The following is a 17,445-nucleotide window of genomic DNA, read 5'->3' as shown; positions in this document are numbered from 1 at the left end:
TCGCCGCGTTCGCCGCCCTCGCCGACCCCATCAACCGCGCCTACTACGACCGCAAAAGAGCCGAAGGCAAACGCCACAACGCCGCCCTCATCTGCCTTGCCCGACGCCGCTGCGACGTCCTATTCGCGATGCTCCGCCACAAGACCCCCTACCAACCACGCCCGACGGCCCCCGTCGCTGCTTGACGAAACCCATAGGGACACCCCCCGGTGCGCGGTGCCCGCCGGAGGGTGACGCCAGATGGCGCCATGACGCCACCACCTCTGCCGCCGATGGCATCAAATGCTGTTGCCGTGACGCCACGATGATGCCATAGTGGTGTCATGGAACTACGCGCTTACGTCGACGCGATCCGGCACCAGCTCGCGGTGGCCGCGGCCGCCGGTGGCGACGACGCTCGGGAACTGGCCGAGCGCCTCACCGCACCGCTGGAGTCCGCGGTCCGGCTCGCCCTGCTGGACGCGCTCTCCGAAGCGGCCACCGAGATCACCCGCGATCTGGCGCCCGGCTCGGTCGACCTGCGCCTGCGTGACCGGGAGCCGAGCTTCGTCGTGACGCCACCGCCCGCCGAGCAGTGGGCCGAGGACGTCGCCGCGCCGGCGCCGGCAGTGCATCCGCTGCCGCCGCCACCCGCCGACGGCGAGGACGAGGCGACCGTGCGGATCAGCCTCCGCCTGCCGGAACACCTCAAGGCCCGCGTCGAGCAGGCGGCGGCCGCCGCCGGCGTCTCGATCAACACCTGGCTGATCCGGGCTGCGGCCGCGGCCGTCGAGGGAGGCAACCAGGCCGGCCAACCCGGCGGCCCCCGGCGTACCGGCACCCCCACCGGGGGTCAGCGCTTCACCGGCTGGGTGCGCTAGCCGCACCGGCCCCCACCGACCACCCGAGAGGGGAGCACCATGCCATCCTTCGACACCCCCGGACCGATCTCGGTATCGATCGAGCTCGTCGCCGGCGACGTGCGGATCACCGCCGGTCCGCGGACCGACACCGTCGTGCAGGTGCGGCCGGCCGACGAATCCGACGACCGCGACGTGCGCGCCGCCGCGCAGACCCGTGTGGAGTACGCCTCCGGCCGGCTCGTCGTCCGCGGGCCCCGGCAACCCAACTTCGGCATCTTCGGCAAGACCGGGTCCGTCGAGGTGACCATCGACCTGCCGGCGGGCTCCGGCGTCGACGGGAAGCTGGGCGTCGGCGCCGTCAACTGTGCCGGATCCCTGGCCGACTGCCGGCTCAAGACCGGCGCCGGTGACCTCCAGGTCGAGGACGCCGGCGCACTCACCCTCGTCACCGGCTACGGCGCGGCCATCGCCGAGAACGTGGCGGGTGACGCCGAGGTCACCACCGGATCCGGCAAGCTCAGCCTCCGCGCCGTGGGCGGCCAAGCCGTCCTGAAGAACAGCAACGGCGACACGTGGGTCGGCGAGGTCGGCGGTGAACTGCGGGTCCGGGCCGCGAACGGCCACATCGTCGCCGAGCGCTCCGCCGCCTCGGTCACGGCGACCACCGCCAACGGCGAGATCCGCATCGGCGAGATCGTCCGGGGCGTGGCGACGGTGCGCACCGCGGCCGGGCGCATCCAGGTCGGCATCCGGCGTGGCACCGCGGCCCTGCTCGACCTGCACACCAGCTTCGGCAAGGTCCACAACGACCTCGACGCCACCGCCGGTCCCGCCGACACCGACGAGAAGGCCGAGGTGCGGGCGCGCACCTCGTTCGGCGACATCCTGATCCACCGCTCCTGAAGCGTCCCACCCACCGACTGATCCGGTCCCGGCCCTCCGCCGGGACCGGGAACGGCGCACGCCTCCATACCCCCGGTCCGCCCGTCCGGCCCGACCGGCGATGCCGCGCGCCTCCGTACCCGTGCACCACCCGACCAGTGGAGGAAGCAATGGCGGTAACGACCGCGACAAGGCCGGCCATCTCGGTGTCCGGCCTGCGCAAGACCTTCGGGGACAAGGCCGTCCTCGACGGCATCGATCTCATGGTCACCGAGGGCACGGTCTTCTCGCTGCTCGGGCCCAACGGCGCGGGCAAGACCACCATGGTGCGGATCCTGTCCACCCTGATACCCGCGGACGGCGGATCGGTCCGCGTGGCCGGCCACGACCTCACCGCGCAACCCGACCGCGTACGGGCGGCGATCGGCGTCACCGGACAGTTCTCCGCCGTCGACAACCTCCTCACCGGCGAGGAGAACCTCAAGCTGATGGCCGACCTGCACCACCTGGGCCGCGCCGAGGGCAGGCGCCGCATCGCCCGGCTGATCGACCGCTTCGAGCTCGGTGAGATGGCCCGCAAGCCCGCCTCCGTCTACTCCGGCGGGATGCGTCGCCGCCTCGACCTGGCCATGACCCTGGTCGGCGACCCGCGCCTGATCTTCCTCGACGAACCCACCACCGGCCTGGATCCCCGCAGCCGGCACGCCATGTGGCAGATCATCCGCGGACTCGTCGCCGAGGGCGTCACCGTGTTCCTGACCACGCAGTACCTCGACGAAGCCGACCAACTCGCCCATCACATCGCCGTGCTCGACCACGGCCGGATCGTCGTCGAGGGCGCCCCCGACGACCTCAAGCGCCGCATCCCGGGCGGGCACATCCTGCTGCGCTTCGCCGACCCGACCGCGTTGGACACCGCCGCCCGCAGTCTCGCCGTCGTCCAGCGCGACGACGACGCCCTCACGTTGCAGGTACCGAGCGACGGCGACGTCCGCTCGCTGCGAGCGGTGCTGGACCGCCTCGACGACGCGCACGTCGAGGTCGACCACCTCTCGATCCACACGCCCGACCTCGACGACGTCTTCTTCGCCTTCACGGGCACGCCCGCTTCCGCCGCCGCACCGGCCGCCACCACCGGGGGACACCGATGACCAGCCTCGCCTACACCCTGACCGACTCGGCGACCATGCTTCGCCGACAGATCCGCCACATGCGGCGCTACCCGTCGCTGACCGGGATGCTCATCGGCATGCCGGTGGTCCTCCTGCTGCTGTTCGTCTACGTCTTCGGCGAGACGCTCGGCGCCGGTCTCCCGGGTGGCGGCGGTGACCGCGGCGCCTACATGAACTATCTGGTCCCCGGCATCCTGCTGTTCGCCCTCACCGGCACCGCGCAGGGAACCGCCATCTCGATCGCCATGGACACGACCGAGGGCATCGTCGACCGCTTCCGCACCATGGCCATCTCCCGGTCCTCCGTCCTCACCGGACACGTGCTCGGCAGCCTCGTACAGGCCATGCTCTGCATCGCCGTCCTGCTCGCCATCTCGATCGCCATCGGCTTCCGCCCCACCGCCACACCGGTCGAGTGGCTCGCCGCCGTCGGCGTGCTCGTGGCGACCGCGTTCGCGCTGACCTGGCTGTCGGTCGCGCTCGGCCTGGTCAGCGACAGCGTCGAGACCGCCAGCAACCTGCCCATGTTCCTGACCCTCATGCCGTTCCTCGGCAGCGGGTTCGTCCCCACCGACACCATGCCCTCCGGCCTGCGGTGGTTCGCCGACTACCAGCCGTTCACGCCCGTCACCGAGACGCTGCGCGGGCTGCTGCTCGGCTCGAAGATCGGAGACAGCGCCCTGATGGCCCTGGCCTGGTGCGCGGTGATCTCGCTGCTGTCGTACCTCTGGGCGAAGCGGGCCTTCCACCGCAGGGCCGCCCGGTAGCTCGACCACGGCAAAGGGGCGGACGCCCATGCGTCCGCCCCTCGCCGTCTCGTCGGCGCGGGTCCGCCCGCGCCGGCGGGACTACCGACCGGTGACGGTGATCGTCGCCGAGCGGTAGTTGTCGCGCTTGCCGTCGTTCGTCGGGTCGTAGCCCTTCTCGACGTTGCCGGCGGCGTCGACCGAGAACCAGCGGAACGTGGTCGTCTCGGTCACGTGGAACACCTGACCCGGCTCGCGGAACTCGGTCGCCTCGTAGCGGGGCGACTCGAGCGTGGGCCGGCTGCCGTCGGTCGTGTAGTAGATGGTCGCCGGCTCGCTGGTCTCGAAGCGCACGTCGACGGGCCCGGAGTAGGTGCCGCCGCCGGGGACGAGCTGGGACGTCGGCTTCTTCTTGTCCTTGCCCCAGTCCGCCGCGACCCGGAACATCTCCATGATCCCGTTGGCGTACTCCATCGTCTCGGAGTGGCCGCTGACGAGATCCGGCGTCCCCACCCACGGCGGCTGGAACGAGCCACCCTGCCAGTTGCCGGTGGCCGGGTTGTAGACCGAGCCGCCGACCTCCCAGCCGAAGGCGTAGATGCCGTACGTGTGGTACAGGTCCTCGCGCACGTTGCCGGCGGAGGAGTAGAGGACGTCCGAGGAACCACCGACGTTCTCCGGCGTGACGACGGTCTGCCGGTGCGCCTTGACCTGCGACAGGATCCGGGAGGCCGACTGCCAGTAGAACGCCTCGTCACCCAGCGGCGGGCGCGGCGTGGTGATCCGCCCGTCGGCGATGTAGGCGCCCGGCTGCCAGAACAGCTGGCCGCCGTTGGAGTGCACCGACATCATGAACTTGATGTTCCGGTAGTTCTCGACCAGCCAGATGATGTTCTTCGACTCCGGCTCGGACAGCTTCGCCGGCCCCTGGTAGGTGTCGCTCACGCAGTTGGTCGACCCGCCCGCGTAGCCGTCGTGGCCCGACCCGACCCGGTAGTTCCGGTTCAGGTCGACGCCCCAGGAGTTGCGCCGGCCCGGGTCGGCGTTCTCGTCCGGGCAGTGGTTCGTGAGGTTGCGGCGCTGCGAGGCGAAGTTGTAGAAGCTGTAGTTCGCCCCGTCGGGGTTGTTCGACAGGATGAAGAAGACGTCGGTGTTGTCGACGATCTTCTTCGTGTCCCAGTCGGACTTGTAGTTGTGCACCAGGCGCTCGGCCGCCTCCAGGCTGGTCGTCGCCGGCACCCACTCACGGGCGTGGTCCTGCGCCTGGATCAGCACACCCGGGTTGCGGCCGTCGCGGTGCTTGCCGATCCGCAGCACCGGGATGGTCGCCGGGCCGCGCGGCACCTCGCCCTCCGGCGCACCGGCACGCTTCTGGTCGAGGAAGTCGGTCAGCGCGACCGGGCCGGTCGTCGGGGCGACGATGCCGGTGCCGGCGTTCGTACGGTAGGGGTGCGCCCGGTCGACGAGGCCCTGGGACTGGCTCTCCAGGGCCGCCGCCACCTGGGCGGCCGTGCTCGCGAGCGCGCCGGCGGCGTCCTTCGCGAGCAGGACGCGGATCGCCTTGCCCTGCACCTCGACGCTGAGCGGGAGGCTGGCCCCCGGCCGCTCGACGAACTCGACGGTGATGTCGTTGCCACCCTCGTGGCCCCAGGCCGCCGAGCTGACGACGACCGCGGACTGGCCGGTGCCGCCGATCGTGGCCTGCGCCTTGCGCTGGTAGCCGTTCGTCTTGTTCGGCAGGTAGACGATCTCGGCGATGTCCGGGTACTCGCGGGCGATCTCCTCCGCGCGGCTGTAGAGCTGCTGCGGCGTCCGGTAGCCGTCGACGAAGTCCCACTTGTAGCCCGGATTCGACGTCAGCGGCGGCGGGGCGTCCTCCAGCCAGTCCGAGACGAAGCCCGTCGTGACGCCACCGGTCGAACTCGTCACCCGGATCTGGCTCGGGCGGGTGTCGAGCTTGAACAGGTTCCGGTGGAACATGTACTGCCCGGAGTCGACGAACCGGCTCATCGTCCGGGCGAAGCCGAACGGCGTGTCCTTGCCCGAGTCGTTCTCGAGCTGCATCGTGACGACCGGATTCGACTGCTGCCCTTCGGTGGTCCGGGCCTCGACGTACAGGAAGCCCTGGCCCTTCGTGGTGAACCAGTCGGCGCGGACGACCCGTACCGTCGCCTCGTGGCTCGCCGGCTGGACGGCCTGCGCGGTCCGCGCGCCGGAGGCCCGCAGGCCGCCGTCGGCCTCGTCGCTCCAGGCGAAGGCCTCGTCGTCACCGATGATCTCGACACCCAACGCCTCGAGTTCGGCGACCTGCTCGGCAGTCACCACCGCCTCGCCCTCGATCCCGGTCGGCACGCGCCTGAGGCCGTGTTCGAGGTCGAAGCCGGCGGCCACCACCTTGTCCAGCATGTCGGCGCCGGTCATCCTGACGTGTACGAGGCGTACGTCGTCGGCGTCCTCGAGATGGGATCGCTCCGAACCCGCTGTGACTGTCGCGTCCGCGGTGTCCGCGCCTGCGGGGGTGGTCGCCACGAGGACGCTCCCCACCAGGGCGGACATCGCGAGGAGCGCGACGCGCACCTGCGTCCGTCGCATCCTTCCCCTCCTTGTGCTTGTGGCCTGTGGTTGACGTGGTTGCTGGCCCTACGGGGGTCGGACCGGTCCATCCAGAACGGTGGTGCTGAGCGTGCACAGGACGGGCCCGCTGGACGACGGCGGTCGTCGTCCAGCGGACCGTGGAGCGTTCGGGTGAGCGTATGTGCATTCATGGAATCGATGGGCCGCGCGAAACCGGATTTGAGCATTCCTTGAGGCACCGGGTACGCACGGTGATGCCCGTGCCGGTGCCGGCCGTGGTCACGGGGCTCGGCGCTCGTCGGATCAGACGTGGTCGAGCAGCGCGTCGAGCGGACGCGGCAGGGCGTCGCGGTCGAGCGCGGCCTCGGCGAGCAGCCGCGCGTAGCGCTGGTTACGGCGCGAGCTGCTGCGCAGGAACCGCCACAGCTGCGCCTCGGGCTCCCGGCCCCGCCAGGCGGGCTGGCTCTGGAACGAGTGGAACGCCCGGAGGTCGCCCTGCGACTCGAAGAGTTCCTCGACCCGCGCGGCGCCCAGGGCGCGGATCAGCTCGTCCTCCAGATCCTTCACACAGACGTAGAAGCCGAGACGCTCCATCTCGGTGCGCGTGCGGGGTGAGCCGACCCGGGCCGTGGCGAGCCCACGCCGGAACACCTCCTCCTCGCGCAGGTCGCACAGACCGGCGAGCCGGACCCCGGCGGGGGTCAGCCTCGTGAGGAAGTGGCCGATCGCGTGTGCCCCGCCGATCGGCACGATCACGACCCGCTCCGCATCGAGGTCCCGACCGCGGCCGACGGCGGCCGTCTCCAGGGCGATCTGGTCACTGATGCCCTCGACGAGCACCACGGCCGCGGCGGACCCGACCTTCGCCAGGGCACGGGCCGTCGCCCGGATCGAGGCGGCGTTGCCGCCCAGGTGGCCGTCGACCACCTCGGCGGTCACTACCTCGGCGCGTCGGGTCGTGGCCATGCGGCCATCATCGGTGACGCCCGGCCGGCTGACCAGACATTTAGCCGGGCCTCTCGCGCCGACGGGGGACGGCCGACGACCCGTGGCGACCACGGCGGGGGAGGCCGTGAACCGTCAGCCCTGCGGGCTCGCTCCGACCTCGTCCGACCCGCGCCGGTCGATCGATCGGTCGTCCGACCCGTCCGGCCCGGGGGAGGCCGGGGGTGCGTACCCGAGCTCGCGCGAGATCTGGTTCGCGGTCTCCAGCAGGAGCGGAAGGTTGGCCTTCAGCTCGTCGAGGCTGGCGATCACCTCGATCGCCGTGATCGAGGTGGCGGCGATGACCCGCCCGCGCGAGTCCCTGATCGGCGCGGCGACGCACATGACGTACGCGTCGTGTTCGCCGTTGTCCGTGGCCCAGCCGCGTTCGTGGATGCGGGCGAGTTCGGCTTCGAGGGAGTCCCGGTCGGCGAAGGTGGTGTCGGTGAACCTCTCGAAGACGACGTGGGAGAGGAGCCGGTCGCGTTCCTCGGGGGGCAGGTAGGCCAGGATCAGCTTCCCGACGGCACTCGCGTAGATCGACACCGCGCGCCCTATGCGGGACGGCAGCTTCACGGCGTCGAACGCGGGGCTGTCGACCTTGTCGATGTAGACGATCTCGTCGCCGGTCAGCTGCGCCAGGTGCACCGTGTGGCTGGTCTCGCGTTGCAGCGCACGCAGGTGCGGCGCGGCGAACTGGCGTAGGTCCATCGAGCCGAGCGCCAGCTCGGACAGCTCGATCAGGCCGCTGCCGAGCACGTAGGTCCCCGCGCCGGTCCGGCGCACGAAGCGCGCGGACTCCAGCGTCTGCAGGATGCGCAGGGCAGTGGACTTGTGGACGCCGAGCACGTCCGCTGCCTCGGTGAGCGACAGCGGGTGCTCTGCTGATCGACGGATGAGGTCGATCGCGCGGCGAATCGATTGCGACAAGGCGCTGTCTCCCCTCGTGCGACGGCCGCTGCCATCGCTGACGTTGCGTTATGTGCAATGTAGTTGATGCCATGCGCAACCGCTACTTGACAGCGTTGCATATGACGCTACGATCGTTGCAAATTTCACCCGGACGACTTCGACCTGCAACAGGGGAGTAACGATGAGCAGGAATCGCACTCGCCTTGGTATCGCCGGGGCCACAGCCCTCGGCCTGGTCGCCGCCCTCTTGACCGGCTGCGGCTCCGACGGCGATGCCGGTGGCGGCGTCACAAAGCTGACATTCGCCGCGTCAACATTCGGCGACCCGGGCCGTGGCCCCAAGCTGACGGCGTGGCTCGACGAGTTCAACAAGAGCCAGGACAAGGTGCAGGTCTCGGCCGCGGCCGTGCCCTACCCGACCTTCGGCCAGACGGTGCTCACCCAGATGGGCAGCGGCCAGGGACCGGACCTGGTCCGCTTCGACATGCCCGAGTTCGAGGCCGCCGCTGACGCCGGCCTCATCGCGCCGCTCGACAAGCTCGTCGACGTCAGCAAGTACGACCTCATCAAGCAGCCGGACCAGTTCATGGTCCACGACGGCGTCCGGCACGGGATCATCTTCGAAGCGTCGAACTACGCGATGTTCTACAACGCGGACCTGATCCCGACGCCTCCGACCACCTACGACCAGTTCTTCTCCACCGCGAAGTCCCTGACCAAGGGCGACGTCTACGGCCTGGCGTTCCGGCAGACGGAGGCCGAGGAGGCCGGCGTGTGGCAGGACATCTTCAACTACGTCTACGGCTTCGGCGGCGCGTGGTCGGACGGCAAGAACCTGACCATCAACTCACCCGAGAACCTCAAGGGGCTCCAGGCGTACAAGGACCTCTACGACGCGAACGTGATCCCGCGCGGCGCCGACGCGGCGACGTTCCGGCGGATGTTCGCCGAGGGCAAGGTCGGCATGGAGCTGAACAACGGCGGGTACGTGACCGCCACCCGCGGCCAGAACCCGAACCTCAAGTTCAGCGTCGCGCCCATCCCGTTCCCGGTCCGCAAGCAGGGCGCGATCCTGGCGCCGATCGTCATCAACGAGGCGAGCGAGGCCAAGGAGGAGGCGGCCACCTTCATCCGCTGGGCGCTGGAGCCGCAGAACCAGATCAAGCTCCAGGAGATCCTCGGCGCGAGCAGCGTCGCCACCACCACGCAGCGCAGCGCCGAGGCGCTGGAGGAGACCCCGTTCCTCACCGTGTTCGATGAGCTCACCGAGTCCAGCCTGCCGCAGATCGTGCTGGGGTTCGAGGCCAAGACACCGGACATCCGCAAGGTCGTCGTGCAGAACGTGATCGCCGCGCTGCAGGGGAAGGTGGACCTCAAGTCCGCACTGGATCGCGCCCAGCAACAGGCGACCGAACTGGTCAGCTGACAGCTCGACGAGGCGCTGCCGGCGTCCGCGCCGGCAGCGTCCTATCGCGGAAGGGCCGAACTCCATGACCGTGCTCGAGCGAACGAGAGCACCGAAAACGACACGCAGATCCGGCACGCGGCGCGGGCCCAGTCCGCTGGGCAGCAAGTGGACGCCCTACCTGTTCCTGGCGCCCGCCGCACTGTTCATCCTCGTCTTCCAGGCGGTGCCGCTCGCCCAGGAGGTGTACCTCAGCTTCACCCGGACGACACTGCTCAACCCCACCCGCAGCCAGTGGGTGGGCCTCGACAACTACGACCGCATCTTCGGCGACCCGGACTTCCGCCACACCCTGCTGATCACCTTCGTGTACGTGATCGCCTGCGTCGTCGGGGCCGTCGGCAGCGGGCTCGTCGTCGCGCTCCTGCTGAACAAGGGCTTCCGGGGTCGCGGCGTGGCGCGGGCGCTCGTGACCGTTCCCTGGGCCGCTCCCGGCATCGCGGTCGCGCTCATCGCGACGTGGATGCTCAACGCCCAGTACGGGATCGTGAACCGGTTCCTCGACGCCGTGGGCCTCGGGGTACCGGGCGGCGCGATCCTGGACAGCCCCCGGTACGCCCTCCCGGCGGTGCTCGCGACGACCATCTGGCAACTGTTCCCGTTCACCTCCGTGGTGCTGCTGTCCGCGCTCCAGGCCGTTCCGCAGGACCTGAACGAGGCCGCGACGGTGGACGGCGCGGGGCGGTGGGCCACGTTCCGCGCCGTCACCTGGCAGGTCATCAAGCCGACCGTGGGCCTGCTCGCCGTGCTCATGACGATCTGGTCGCTGCGACGGTTCGAACTCATCTGGCTCATGACCAAGGGCGGACCGGTCGGCGCCACCGAGACGCTCGTCATCGACCTCTACTCGCAGGCCTTCGACTCGAAGGAACTCGGATCGGCGGCCGCCATCGGCATGGTCGGGGTCGTCATCTCGCTCATCGTCATCACCGGCAGCCGCCTGGTCGCCCGCGCCGTGGAGAAGGAGGACGTCCGATGAGGCGGTTCCGCATCGGCCTCACCGCGCGGATCATCGCCGTGCTCGTCGTGCTGGGCGTCGCGGTGTTTCCGCTCTACTGGATGCTGGTCACGGCGCTGTCGAGCAACGCTGACCTGTTCGCCGACCGGCCGCGGCTCGTCCCGGACATCGGCCACTTCGGCGTGTTCGTCGACGCGCTGGCCGAGGGCAAGGCGGCCGGATGGCTGCTCAACAGCCTCGTGATCGCCGTCGGCACGATGGTCCTCTCCGTGGGCCTGGGCATCCCCCTCGGGTACGCGCTGTCCCGGTTCTCGTTCCGGGGCAAGGCCGTGCTGACCCTCGTGCTGCTGTTCACGCAGATGCTTCCCGAGGCGCTCATGGTCGTGCCGCTGTTCGCGCTGTTCCGCCGCTTCGACCTGCTCGACTCGCTGACCGGGCTCGTCCTCGTGAACTCCGCGTTCGTCCTGCCGATCGTCGCCCTGATCCTCAAGGGCGCCATCGACGGCATCCCGAGGGAGCTGGAGGAGGCGGCCCGGGCGGACGGAGGCCGGCCCTTCACCGTCCTGACCCGCATCAACATGCCGCTGATCGCCCCGTCGATCGCGGCCACCGCCGTCATCGCCTTCTTCCACGCCTGGAACGAGTACGTGTTCGCGGTGACGTTCATCTTCACTCCGGAACTGCAACCGGCCTCCGTCGGCATCGCCAACTTCATCGGCGAACTGGGCACGCCGATCCAGACGGTGATGGCGGTCGCCTTCCTGTTCACGTTGCCCGCCGTCGCCTTCTACCTGTTGGCGCAGAAGTACGTCGTGTCCGGCATGACCGCCGGAGCGGTGAAGGGTTGACCCACAGAATGAAGATTGTCTCCGTCGACACCCTGGTCGTCGACTTCTACCGCACGAACCTCGTCATCGTGCGCGTCCACACCGACGAGGGGATCGTCGGCCTCGGCGAGGCCACCCTGGAGGGCAAGGAACGGGCCGTGCAGGGCGCCGTCGCCGAGGTCGCCGAAGCCGTCGTGGGACTCGACCCCACCCGCATCTCGCAGATCGTGTACGAACTCGCGCGGGACTGGTACTGGCGCGGCGGGCCCGTCATCATGACCGCCCTCAGTTCGCTGGAGATGGCGCTGTGGGACATCTCGGCCCGCGACCTCGGCGTCCCGGTCTCCCGCTTGCTCGGTGGCACGATCCGGGACCGGGTGCGCGCGTACGCGAACGGCTGGTTCTCCGGGGCCGTCACCCCGGAGGACTACGCGGCGGCCGCGCGCCGGACGGTGCAGACCGGCTTCCGCGGCCTCAAGTGGGACCCGTTCGAGAACTACGACATGACCATCACCACCGGTCAGCTCGACCGGGTGCTCGCCCAGATCGACGCCGTGCGCGGCGCGGTGGGGCGTGATGTCGAGCTGTTCATCGAGGGGCACGGCCGGTTCGACGTCCGCCACGCGATAAAGATCGCGAAGGAGATCGCCCAGTTCGACCCGGTGTGGTTCGAGGAGCCGTGCCCGCCGGACAATCTCGACGCCCTCACCGACATCCGCCGCGCGTCGCCGGTGCCCATCGCCGCCGGCGAGCGGTGGTTCGGCCGGCAGGGCTTCGCGCCGGCACTCGCACGCCAGGCGGTCGACTTCGTCCAGCCCGACGTGACGCACGCGGGCGGGATCGCCGAACTCGCCTTCATCTCGACGCTCGCCGCGACGAGTTACGTGGGATTCGCCCCGCACAACCCGAGCGGGCCGCTCAGCACGGCCGCGACGCTCCAACTCGGGGCCACCCTGCCGAACTTCCGGTACCTGGAGATCATGGCGACCGACGTGCCGTGGCGCCCCGAGATCACCAACGAGCGGCTGGTCCTGACGGAGGACGGCGACGTCCTCATCCCGTCCGGCGTGGGGCTGGGCATCGAGGTGGACCTCGCCGCGATCGAGCGGCATCCCTTCACACCGCATCCGGTCCGCATGTTCCGTGACGCCGTGTACGACATCCGTCCCCCGGACGAGCGCTCCTACTTCAACCTGGAGAGCGGCTCATGACGGTGCCACAGCCCCAGGCGCTCGCCGCCGGGCCGGGCTGGTTCGGGACCGCGGCCGAGGCGCTGCCGGACGACGTCGACCAGAGCGTGCTCGTCGGCCGGATCTGGGATCCCTCGGTCGACGGCCCGTCACCCGTGGTCGTCCGCGACGGCGACGTCGTCGACATCAGCCGCCGGTTCCCGACGGTCCGCGACATCTGCGAGCTGCCCGACCCCGCCGCCACCGTGGCCGGCATCGACGGGCCGCGGGTGGGACGGTTCGAGGACGTCCTGGCCAACACCGGTGCCGCCACCCGCGACCGCACCCGTCCGTGGCTGCTCGCCCCGGTCGACCTCCAGGCGCTCAAGGCCGCCGGCGTGACGTTCCCCGTGTCGATGATCGAGCGGGTCATCGAGGAGCGAGCCCGCGGTGATCTCGCGCTCGCGGCCGACATCCGGCGCCGGATGCTCGCCGACATCGGTGGGGACCTGCACCGTCTGGCCCCGGGATCGGCGGAGGCCGAGCGGCTCAAGAACCTCCTCGTCGCCGAGGGGATCTGGAGCCAGTACCTGGAGGTCGGGATCGGACCGGACGCCGAGATCTTCACGAAGGGCCAGATCCTCTCCGCCGTCGGCACCGCCGTCCCGGTCGGCGTGCTCGCCGCCTCGACGTGGAACAACCCGGAACCCGAGGTCGCGCTCATCGTCGCGTCCAGCGGCCGGATCGTCGGCGCCACCCTCGGCAACGACGTGAACCTCAGGGACGTCGAGGGACGGTCTGCGCTCCTGCTCCCGCGCGCCAAGGACAACAACGCCTCGTGCGCCCTCGGGCCGCTGATCCGGCTCTTCGACGACCGGTTCGGCCTGGACCAGGTGCGCGGGCTCGAGGTGCGTCTGCAGGTCTGCGGCGTGGACGGCTTCGAGCTGGAGGCCGTCTCGGAGATGGCGCAGATGTCACGGGACCCGGAGGCGTTGGTGCGGCAGCTGATCGGTCCTCACCACCACTACCCCGACGGGGCGGTGCTGATGCTCGGGACCATGTTCGCGCCCATCCAGGACCGGGACCGCCCCGGTGAGGGCTTCACGCACAAGGTCGACGACGTGGTGCGCATCAGCTGCCCCGCGCTCGGCGCGCTGGTCAACCGGGTGCGGCACGCGGAGGAGTGCGAACCCTGGCAGTTCGGGGTCCGCGATCTCATGGGCAATCTCGTCAGGAGGGGACTGCTGTGAACGCGGTGATCACGGTCGACCCGCGCGACGGCACCCGTCGCGCGACCGACCTCACGGAGACCGGAGACGTCCTGCTGGGGGAGATCGTCGCGCGGGCGTCCCGGGCGGCCCGGTGGCTGACCGACGTGGGACGGCACGGCCGCGCGGGGGTGCTCGAGGCGATCGCCGATTCGCTGGAGTCCCGCCGCGCGCACCTGGTCGCGACGGCGGAGTCGGAGACCGGGCTCGGCCGACCGCGGCTCGACCAGGAACTCACCCGCGCGGCGCTCCAGTTCCGGATGTTCGCGGACGTGGTGCGCGACGGCGGCTACGTCGAGGCGGCCATCGACCACGCCGCCGACACGCCGCTCGGGCGCGGTCCCGACCTGCGGCGCATGCTCGTGCCCCTCGGCCCGGTGGCCGTCTTCGGCGCCAGCAACTTCCCGTTCGCCTTCTCCGTCGCCGGCGGTGACACCGCCTCCGCGCTCGCCGCCGGCTGTCCCGTCGTGGTGAAGGCGCACCCGTCCCATCCGTTGACGTCGCACGCCTCCTGGCGGGCGATCGAGTCGGCGGTCCGGGACGCGGGTGGGCCCGACGGCGTGGTCGCGATCGTGTACGGGGAACAGGCGGGCCGGTCCCTCGTGCGCCATCCCGGCATCCGCGCCGCCGCCCTGACCGGCTCCATCGGCGCTGCCCGAGCCCTTCAGGCGGCCATCGACGAGCGGCCCGATCCCATTCCCCTCTACGCGGAGCTCAGCAGCGTGAACCCGATCGTCGTGCTGCCCGCGGCGGCCGCCGAGCGGTCAGACCAGATCGCCGAGGGGCTGTTCGCCTCGTTCACGGGCTCGGGCGGCCAGTTGTGCACCAAGCCCGGGTTGGCGTTCGTCCCGTCCGACCCGGCCGGTGACCGCCTCGTCTCGGCGCTGCGGGAGAGGGTCGCCTCCTCCGGCGGGGCGACCCTGCTGAACGAGCGCATCCGTGACGCGTTCGAGAGCGGAACCGCGGCGCTCGCGCGCGCCGGCGCCAGCGTGTCGGCGAGTCCGCGGATCGACCCCGGCACCGGGTTCACCGTCGCGCCGGCGCTCATGGAGGTCGCACTGCCGCGACTGACCGCCGAGATCGCCGACGAGTGCTTCGGCCCGCTCATGGTGGTGGTGCGCTATCGCGAGGTCACCGAACTCGGCGCCGCGCTCGTGACCGTCCCGCCGTCGCTCACCGGCTCGATCCACAGCGGACCGGGGGACGACGTCGCGGCCGTTCGCGGGTTGGTCGACGTGCTCGCCGCCCGCTGCGGTCGCCTCGTCTTCGACGGCTATCCCACGGGCGTCCGCGTCTCGTGGGCCCAGCACCACGGTGGGCCGTGGCCGTCGACCAACGCGGTGCACACATCCGTGGGCGCCACGTCCATCCGCCGGTTCCTCCGCCCCCTCGCGTGGCAGGACGCGCCGGACTGGATCCTGCCCGAGGAACTGCGAGACGACCACACGGCGATCCCCAGACGAGTCGACGGGAGGTTGGAACCGGCGGTGGAATCCCCGCATCGGTAGGAAGAATTCGAATGCGTGTCAGGGCGGTCTGATCTCATTTATCGGAGCGCCCTGACCGATCACTCCTGCTCCCAAATTGATTCGCACCAGCGCTTCTGGTGCCGCTGGAATCTGCCCGACAAATGCGCACAGCGAGCGATTCTAAAACCTCTCCGTAACCGTCTTGACGTGCATCGTTATTCATGCTTGTATTTTTGCAAGGAACGATGTTAGCGCTAACATAGCTGGCAGCGTTTGCTTCAGGTATCCGTTCACCTCACCGTCGAAATGCCGGCCGGGCCTCTATTCGGTCTGGCCACGTGCCGAAGAGAGGGAGCAGGAAAATGCCCGTTGCACGTCCCCGTCTCTCGCTGATGCCGCCGTCGAGCCGGCGGCTGAGGCTCTCGCTGATGGCGGCCCTGGCCGTCGCGGCCGGAACGCTCGCGGGCCCCGCCGCGTCGGCCGCGCCGGCCGCGCCCCTGGGGCCGACCGTCACCCGCACCGATCAGCCGCCCACCGGGTACTCGGTCACCTTCCGGTACGAGGCGCCCGACGACGTCCAGCAGGTCCACATCTACGGCGACTGGTTCTACTCGCGCCCCGAGAACATCCCGTGTCAGGACTGCGGCGACGCCCGGCCTCCCGCCGAGTGGCAGCCCGGCGACGTCGCGGCCACGCCGTGGCACATCCAGGCCATGGAGAAGGGTTCCGACGGCGTCTGGACCTTCACCACGCCGCTGCCGGCGGGCACCTTCCGGTACGCGTTCACCCACGACTGCACGAACGAGCTGGCCACCGGCTGCACCCTGCACGACGACCCGGCCAACCCGTGGCAGATCCAGCCGCAGTACCCCGGCGCACCGGGCGCGGTGCGCAGCACGATCTACGTGCCGGCCAGCACGAAGTTCCCGACGTACGACACCGGCTACCAGGCGCCGGTCGCCAAGATCGGCACCCTGGAGTCCCGGCGGTACACCTCGCCGCTGTCCACCAACCCGCCCGGCGTGCACGACATCGTCGTCTACACCCCGTACGGCTACGACCCCAACCGGGCCAAGCCGTACCCGACCCTGTACCTGAGCCACGGCGGCGGTGACCACTCGACCGCGTGGACGATGCAGGGCGTGGCCCACCTCATCCTGGAGAACGCGATCCAGTCCGGCGTCGTCGAACCCATGGTGATCGTGTCCACCGACTTCAACGGCCTTCCCGGTGGCAACGAGGGCTACGTCAACGAGCTGCGGAACAACATCTTCCCGTTCGTCGAGCAGAACTACCACGTCTCCACCCGACCGCAGGACCGCGCGTTCGGCGGCTTCTCCGCCGGAGGCAGCCGGGCCTACACGATCATGTACAACCACACCGACCTGTTCGGCTACCACGCCGCCTGGAGCGCGGGCGGACCGGCCGCCACCCAGGCGCAGATCGATCGCATGAAGTCGGTGGCCGGCGGCATCATGATCGGCACCGGGCTCCAGGACCGCCTGGGCAACATCGCCGAGAACTCCCAGCGGAACGCCGCGGCGCTGCGCGCGGCCGGCGTCGAGCTGGACGAGTACAACGTGCCCGGCGTGCACACCTGGCACGTCTGGCGCCCGCTGCTCAACCACTACCTGCGTGCCCTGGCGTTCCGCACCACCACGACCGGCCTCGACGTCGAGGCCGCGCCGGCGGGCGCCTCGCACAACACCAGGGTGAGGGCGACGGCGACGGTGGCGTCGGTCAGCACCAGCGTGGCCACGCCGGCCGGCAAGGTCGACTTCTACGCCGGTGACACGTACCTCGGGTCCGCGCCCGTCCGCAACGGGGTCGCCACGATGAACACAGTCGTCCAGGGCGGCCTCGACGCTCCGGTGGTCGCCCACTACCAGGGCGACAAGCTCTTCAACGGATCGCAGAGCGCGGCGGTCGACGCCCGGTAGGGCCCGGCCCCGTCGCCGTACGGCGGCGGCCGCGACCGCTCACTCCGGTGATCGGAGTGGGCGGTCGCGGCACCGCCGCGACGCGGCGCCGCCGAGCGCCTGAACCCGGGGGGTGTGTACAAATAACGGCTGATCGACCGATCAAGGGAGAGACGCCAGATGACGACCGAGACCACCTCGGGGCAGGAGCCGGCCGCAGGGTCGGTGGGTGCGGTCACGGATGAGCAGTTGATCGCG

14 protein-coding genes and 1 pseudogene are annotated in these 17,445 nt (G+C 70.4%); 12 read left to right on the top strand and 3 right to left on the bottom strand.

Annotation, left to right across the window (positions count from 1 at the left end):
• The 5 genes and pseudogenes from D7I43_RS30990 to D7I43_RS30970 all read left to right on the top strand — a co-directional run.
• Window positions 1-185: pseudogene (locus D7I43_RS30990) on the top strand (IS110 family transposase); the annotation flags it as partial.
• A gap of 138 nt (window positions 186-323) precedes the next feature.
• A complete protein-coding gene (locus tag D7I43_RS30985) occupies window positions 324-860 on the top strand; it encodes a toxin-antitoxin system HicB family antitoxin (RefSeq protein ID WP_120332117.1) in 537 nt (178 codons plus the stop codon).
• A gap of 39 nt (window positions 861-899) precedes the next feature.
• A complete protein-coding gene (locus tag D7I43_RS30980; protein WP_120332116.1) occupies window positions 900-1,745 on the top strand; it encodes a DUF4097 family beta strand repeat-containing protein in 846 nt (281 codons plus the stop codon).
• Window positions 1,746-1,894: 149 nt separating this feature from the next.
• Window positions 1,895-2,875 carry an ATP-binding cassette domain-containing protein gene (locus D7I43_RS30975; protein ID WP_120332115.1) on the top strand — a complete coding sequence of 327 codons (981 nt, stop codon included), beginning with the start codon at window positions 1,895-1,897 and terminating at the stop codon, window positions 2,873-2,875.
• Window positions 2,872-3,663 (top strand): ABC transporter permease, encoded by a 792-nt coding sequence (locus D7I43_RS30970; protein WP_120332114.1) that lies wholly within the window; start codon window positions 2,872-2,874, stop codon window positions 3,661-3,663. Before D7I43_RS30975 ends, D7I43_RS30970 begins: the two co-directional genes overlap by 4 nt.
• A gap of 81 nt (window positions 3,664-3,744) precedes the next feature.
• On the opposite strand, the gene D7I43_RS30965 is transcribed toward D7I43_RS30970, so the two are convergent.
• The 3 genes from D7I43_RS30965 to D7I43_RS30955 form a co-directional block, all read right to left on the bottom strand.
• Window positions 3,745-6,234: a M14 family metallopeptidase gene (locus D7I43_RS30965; protein WP_120332113.1), complete on the bottom strand. Its 2,490-nt coding sequence runs from the start codon at window positions 6,232-6,234 to the stop codon at window positions 3,745-3,747.
• Window positions 6,235-6,519: 285 nt separating this feature from the next.
• Complete coding sequence (locus D7I43_RS30960) at window positions 6,520-7,182, bottom strand: TOPRIM nucleotidyl transferase/hydrolase domain-containing protein (RefSeq protein WP_240033294.1); 663 nt, start codon at window positions 7,180-7,182, stop codon at window positions 6,520-6,522.
• A gap of 114 nt (window positions 7,183-7,296) precedes the next feature.
• A complete protein-coding gene (locus D7I43_RS30955; RefSeq protein WP_120332112.1) occupies window positions 7,297-8,130 on the bottom strand; it encodes an IclR family transcriptional regulator in 834 nt (277 codons plus the stop codon).
• A gap of 163 nt (window positions 8,131-8,293) precedes the next feature.
• Between D7I43_RS30955 and D7I43_RS30950 the strand changes: the two genes are divergently transcribed.
• From D7I43_RS30950 to D7I43_RS30920, 7 genes are all read left to right on the top strand, one after another.
• Window positions 8,294-9,538 (top strand): ABC transporter substrate-binding protein, encoded by a 1,245-nt coding sequence (locus tag D7I43_RS30950; protein WP_120332111.1) that lies wholly within the window; start codon window positions 8,294-8,296, stop codon window positions 9,536-9,538.
• A 64-nt stretch (window positions 9,539-9,602) separates the two neighbouring features.
• Window positions 9,603-10,556 carry a carbohydrate ABC transporter permease gene (locus D7I43_RS30945; RefSeq protein ID WP_120332110.1) on the top strand — a complete coding sequence of 318 codons (954 nt, stop codon included), beginning with the start codon at window positions 9,603-9,605 and terminating at the stop codon, window positions 10,554-10,556.
• Window positions 10,553-11,383: a carbohydrate ABC transporter permease gene (locus tag D7I43_RS30940; protein ID WP_120332109.1), complete on the top strand. Its 831-nt coding sequence runs from the start codon at window positions 10,553-10,555 to the stop codon at window positions 11,381-11,383. The genes D7I43_RS30945 and D7I43_RS30940 overlap by 4 nt, the downstream gene beginning before the upstream one ends.
• An 8-nt stretch (window positions 11,384-11,391) precedes the next feature.
• Window positions 11,392-12,573, top strand: coding sequence for a mandelate racemase/muconate lactonizing enzyme family protein (locus D7I43_RS30935; protein ID WP_120332108.1), 1,182 nt, complete (start codon window positions 11,392-11,394; stop codon window positions 12,571-12,573).
• Window positions 12,570-13,781, top strand: a complete 1,212-nt coding sequence (locus tag D7I43_RS30930) for a fumarylacetoacetate hydrolase family protein (RefSeq protein WP_120332107.1) — start codon at window positions 12,570-12,572, stop codon at window positions 13,779-13,781. Before D7I43_RS30935 ends, D7I43_RS30930 begins: the two co-directional genes overlap by 4 nt.
• Window positions 13,778-15,307: an aldehyde dehydrogenase (NADP(+)) gene (locus D7I43_RS30925; protein ID WP_120332106.1), complete on the top strand. Its 1,530-nt coding sequence runs from the start codon at window positions 13,778-13,780 to the stop codon at window positions 15,305-15,307. The genes D7I43_RS30930 and D7I43_RS30925 overlap by 4 nt, the downstream gene beginning before the upstream one ends.
• A gap of 323 nt (window positions 15,308-15,630) precedes the next feature.
• Window positions 15,631-17,208, top strand: coding sequence for an alpha/beta hydrolase-fold protein (locus D7I43_RS30920; RefSeq protein ID WP_120332105.1), 1,578 nt, complete (start codon window positions 15,631-15,633; stop codon window positions 17,206-17,208).
• Window positions 17,209-17,445 lie beyond the last annotated feature (237 nt).

Origin of the sequence: Micromonospora globbae (assembly GCF_003610785.1) — a bacterium.
GTDB classification, from domain to species: Bacteria; Actinomycetota; Actinomycetes; order Mycobacteriales; family Micromonosporaceae; genus Micromonospora; species Micromonospora globbae.
This window is presented reverse-complemented; position numbering and strand designations above follow the sequence as displayed.

Coding starts and splice junctions, on each gene's coding strand:
- D7I43_RS30985 (WP_120332117.1), top strand. CDS start 324: ATGGAACTACGCGCTTACGTCGACGCGATCCGGCACCAGCTCGCGGTG.
- D7I43_RS30980 (WP_120332116.1), top strand. CDS start 900: ATGCCATCCTTCGACACCCCCGGACCGATCTCGGTATCGATCGAGCTC.
- D7I43_RS30975 (WP_120332115.1), top strand. CDS start 1,895: ATGGCGGTAACGACCGCGACAAGGCCGGCCATCTCGGTGTCCGGCCTG.
- D7I43_RS30970 (WP_120332114.1), top strand. CDS start 2,872: ATGACCAGCCTCGCCTACACCCTGACCGACTCGGCGACCATGCTTCGC.
- D7I43_RS30965 (WP_120332113.1), bottom strand. CDS start 6,234: ATGCGACGGACGCAGGTGCGCGTCGCGCTCCTCGCGATGTCCGCCCTG.
- D7I43_RS30960 (WP_240033294.1), bottom strand. CDS start 7,182: ATGGCCACGACCCGACGCGCCGAGGTAGTGACCGCCGAGGTGGTCGAC.
- D7I43_RS30950 (WP_120332111.1), top strand. CDS start 8,294: ATGAGCAGGAATCGCACTCGCCTTGGTATCGCCGGGGCCACAGCCCTC.
- D7I43_RS30945 (WP_120332110.1), top strand. CDS start 9,603: ATGACCGTGCTCGAGCGAACGAGAGCACCGAAAACGACACGCAGATCC.
- D7I43_RS30940 (WP_120332109.1), top strand. CDS start 10,553: ATGAGGCGGTTCCGCATCGGCCTCACCGCGCGGATCATCGCCGTGCTC.
- D7I43_RS30935 (WP_120332108.1), top strand. CDS start 11,392: ATGAAGATTGTCTCCGTCGACACCCTGGTCGTCGACTTCTACCGCACG.
- D7I43_RS30930 (WP_120332107.1), top strand. CDS start 12,570: ATGACGGTGCCACAGCCCCAGGCGCTCGCCGCCGGGCCGGGCTGGTTC.
- D7I43_RS30920 (WP_120332105.1), top strand. CDS start 15,631: ATGCCCGTTGCACGTCCCCGTCTCTCGCTGATGCCGCCGTCGAGCCGG.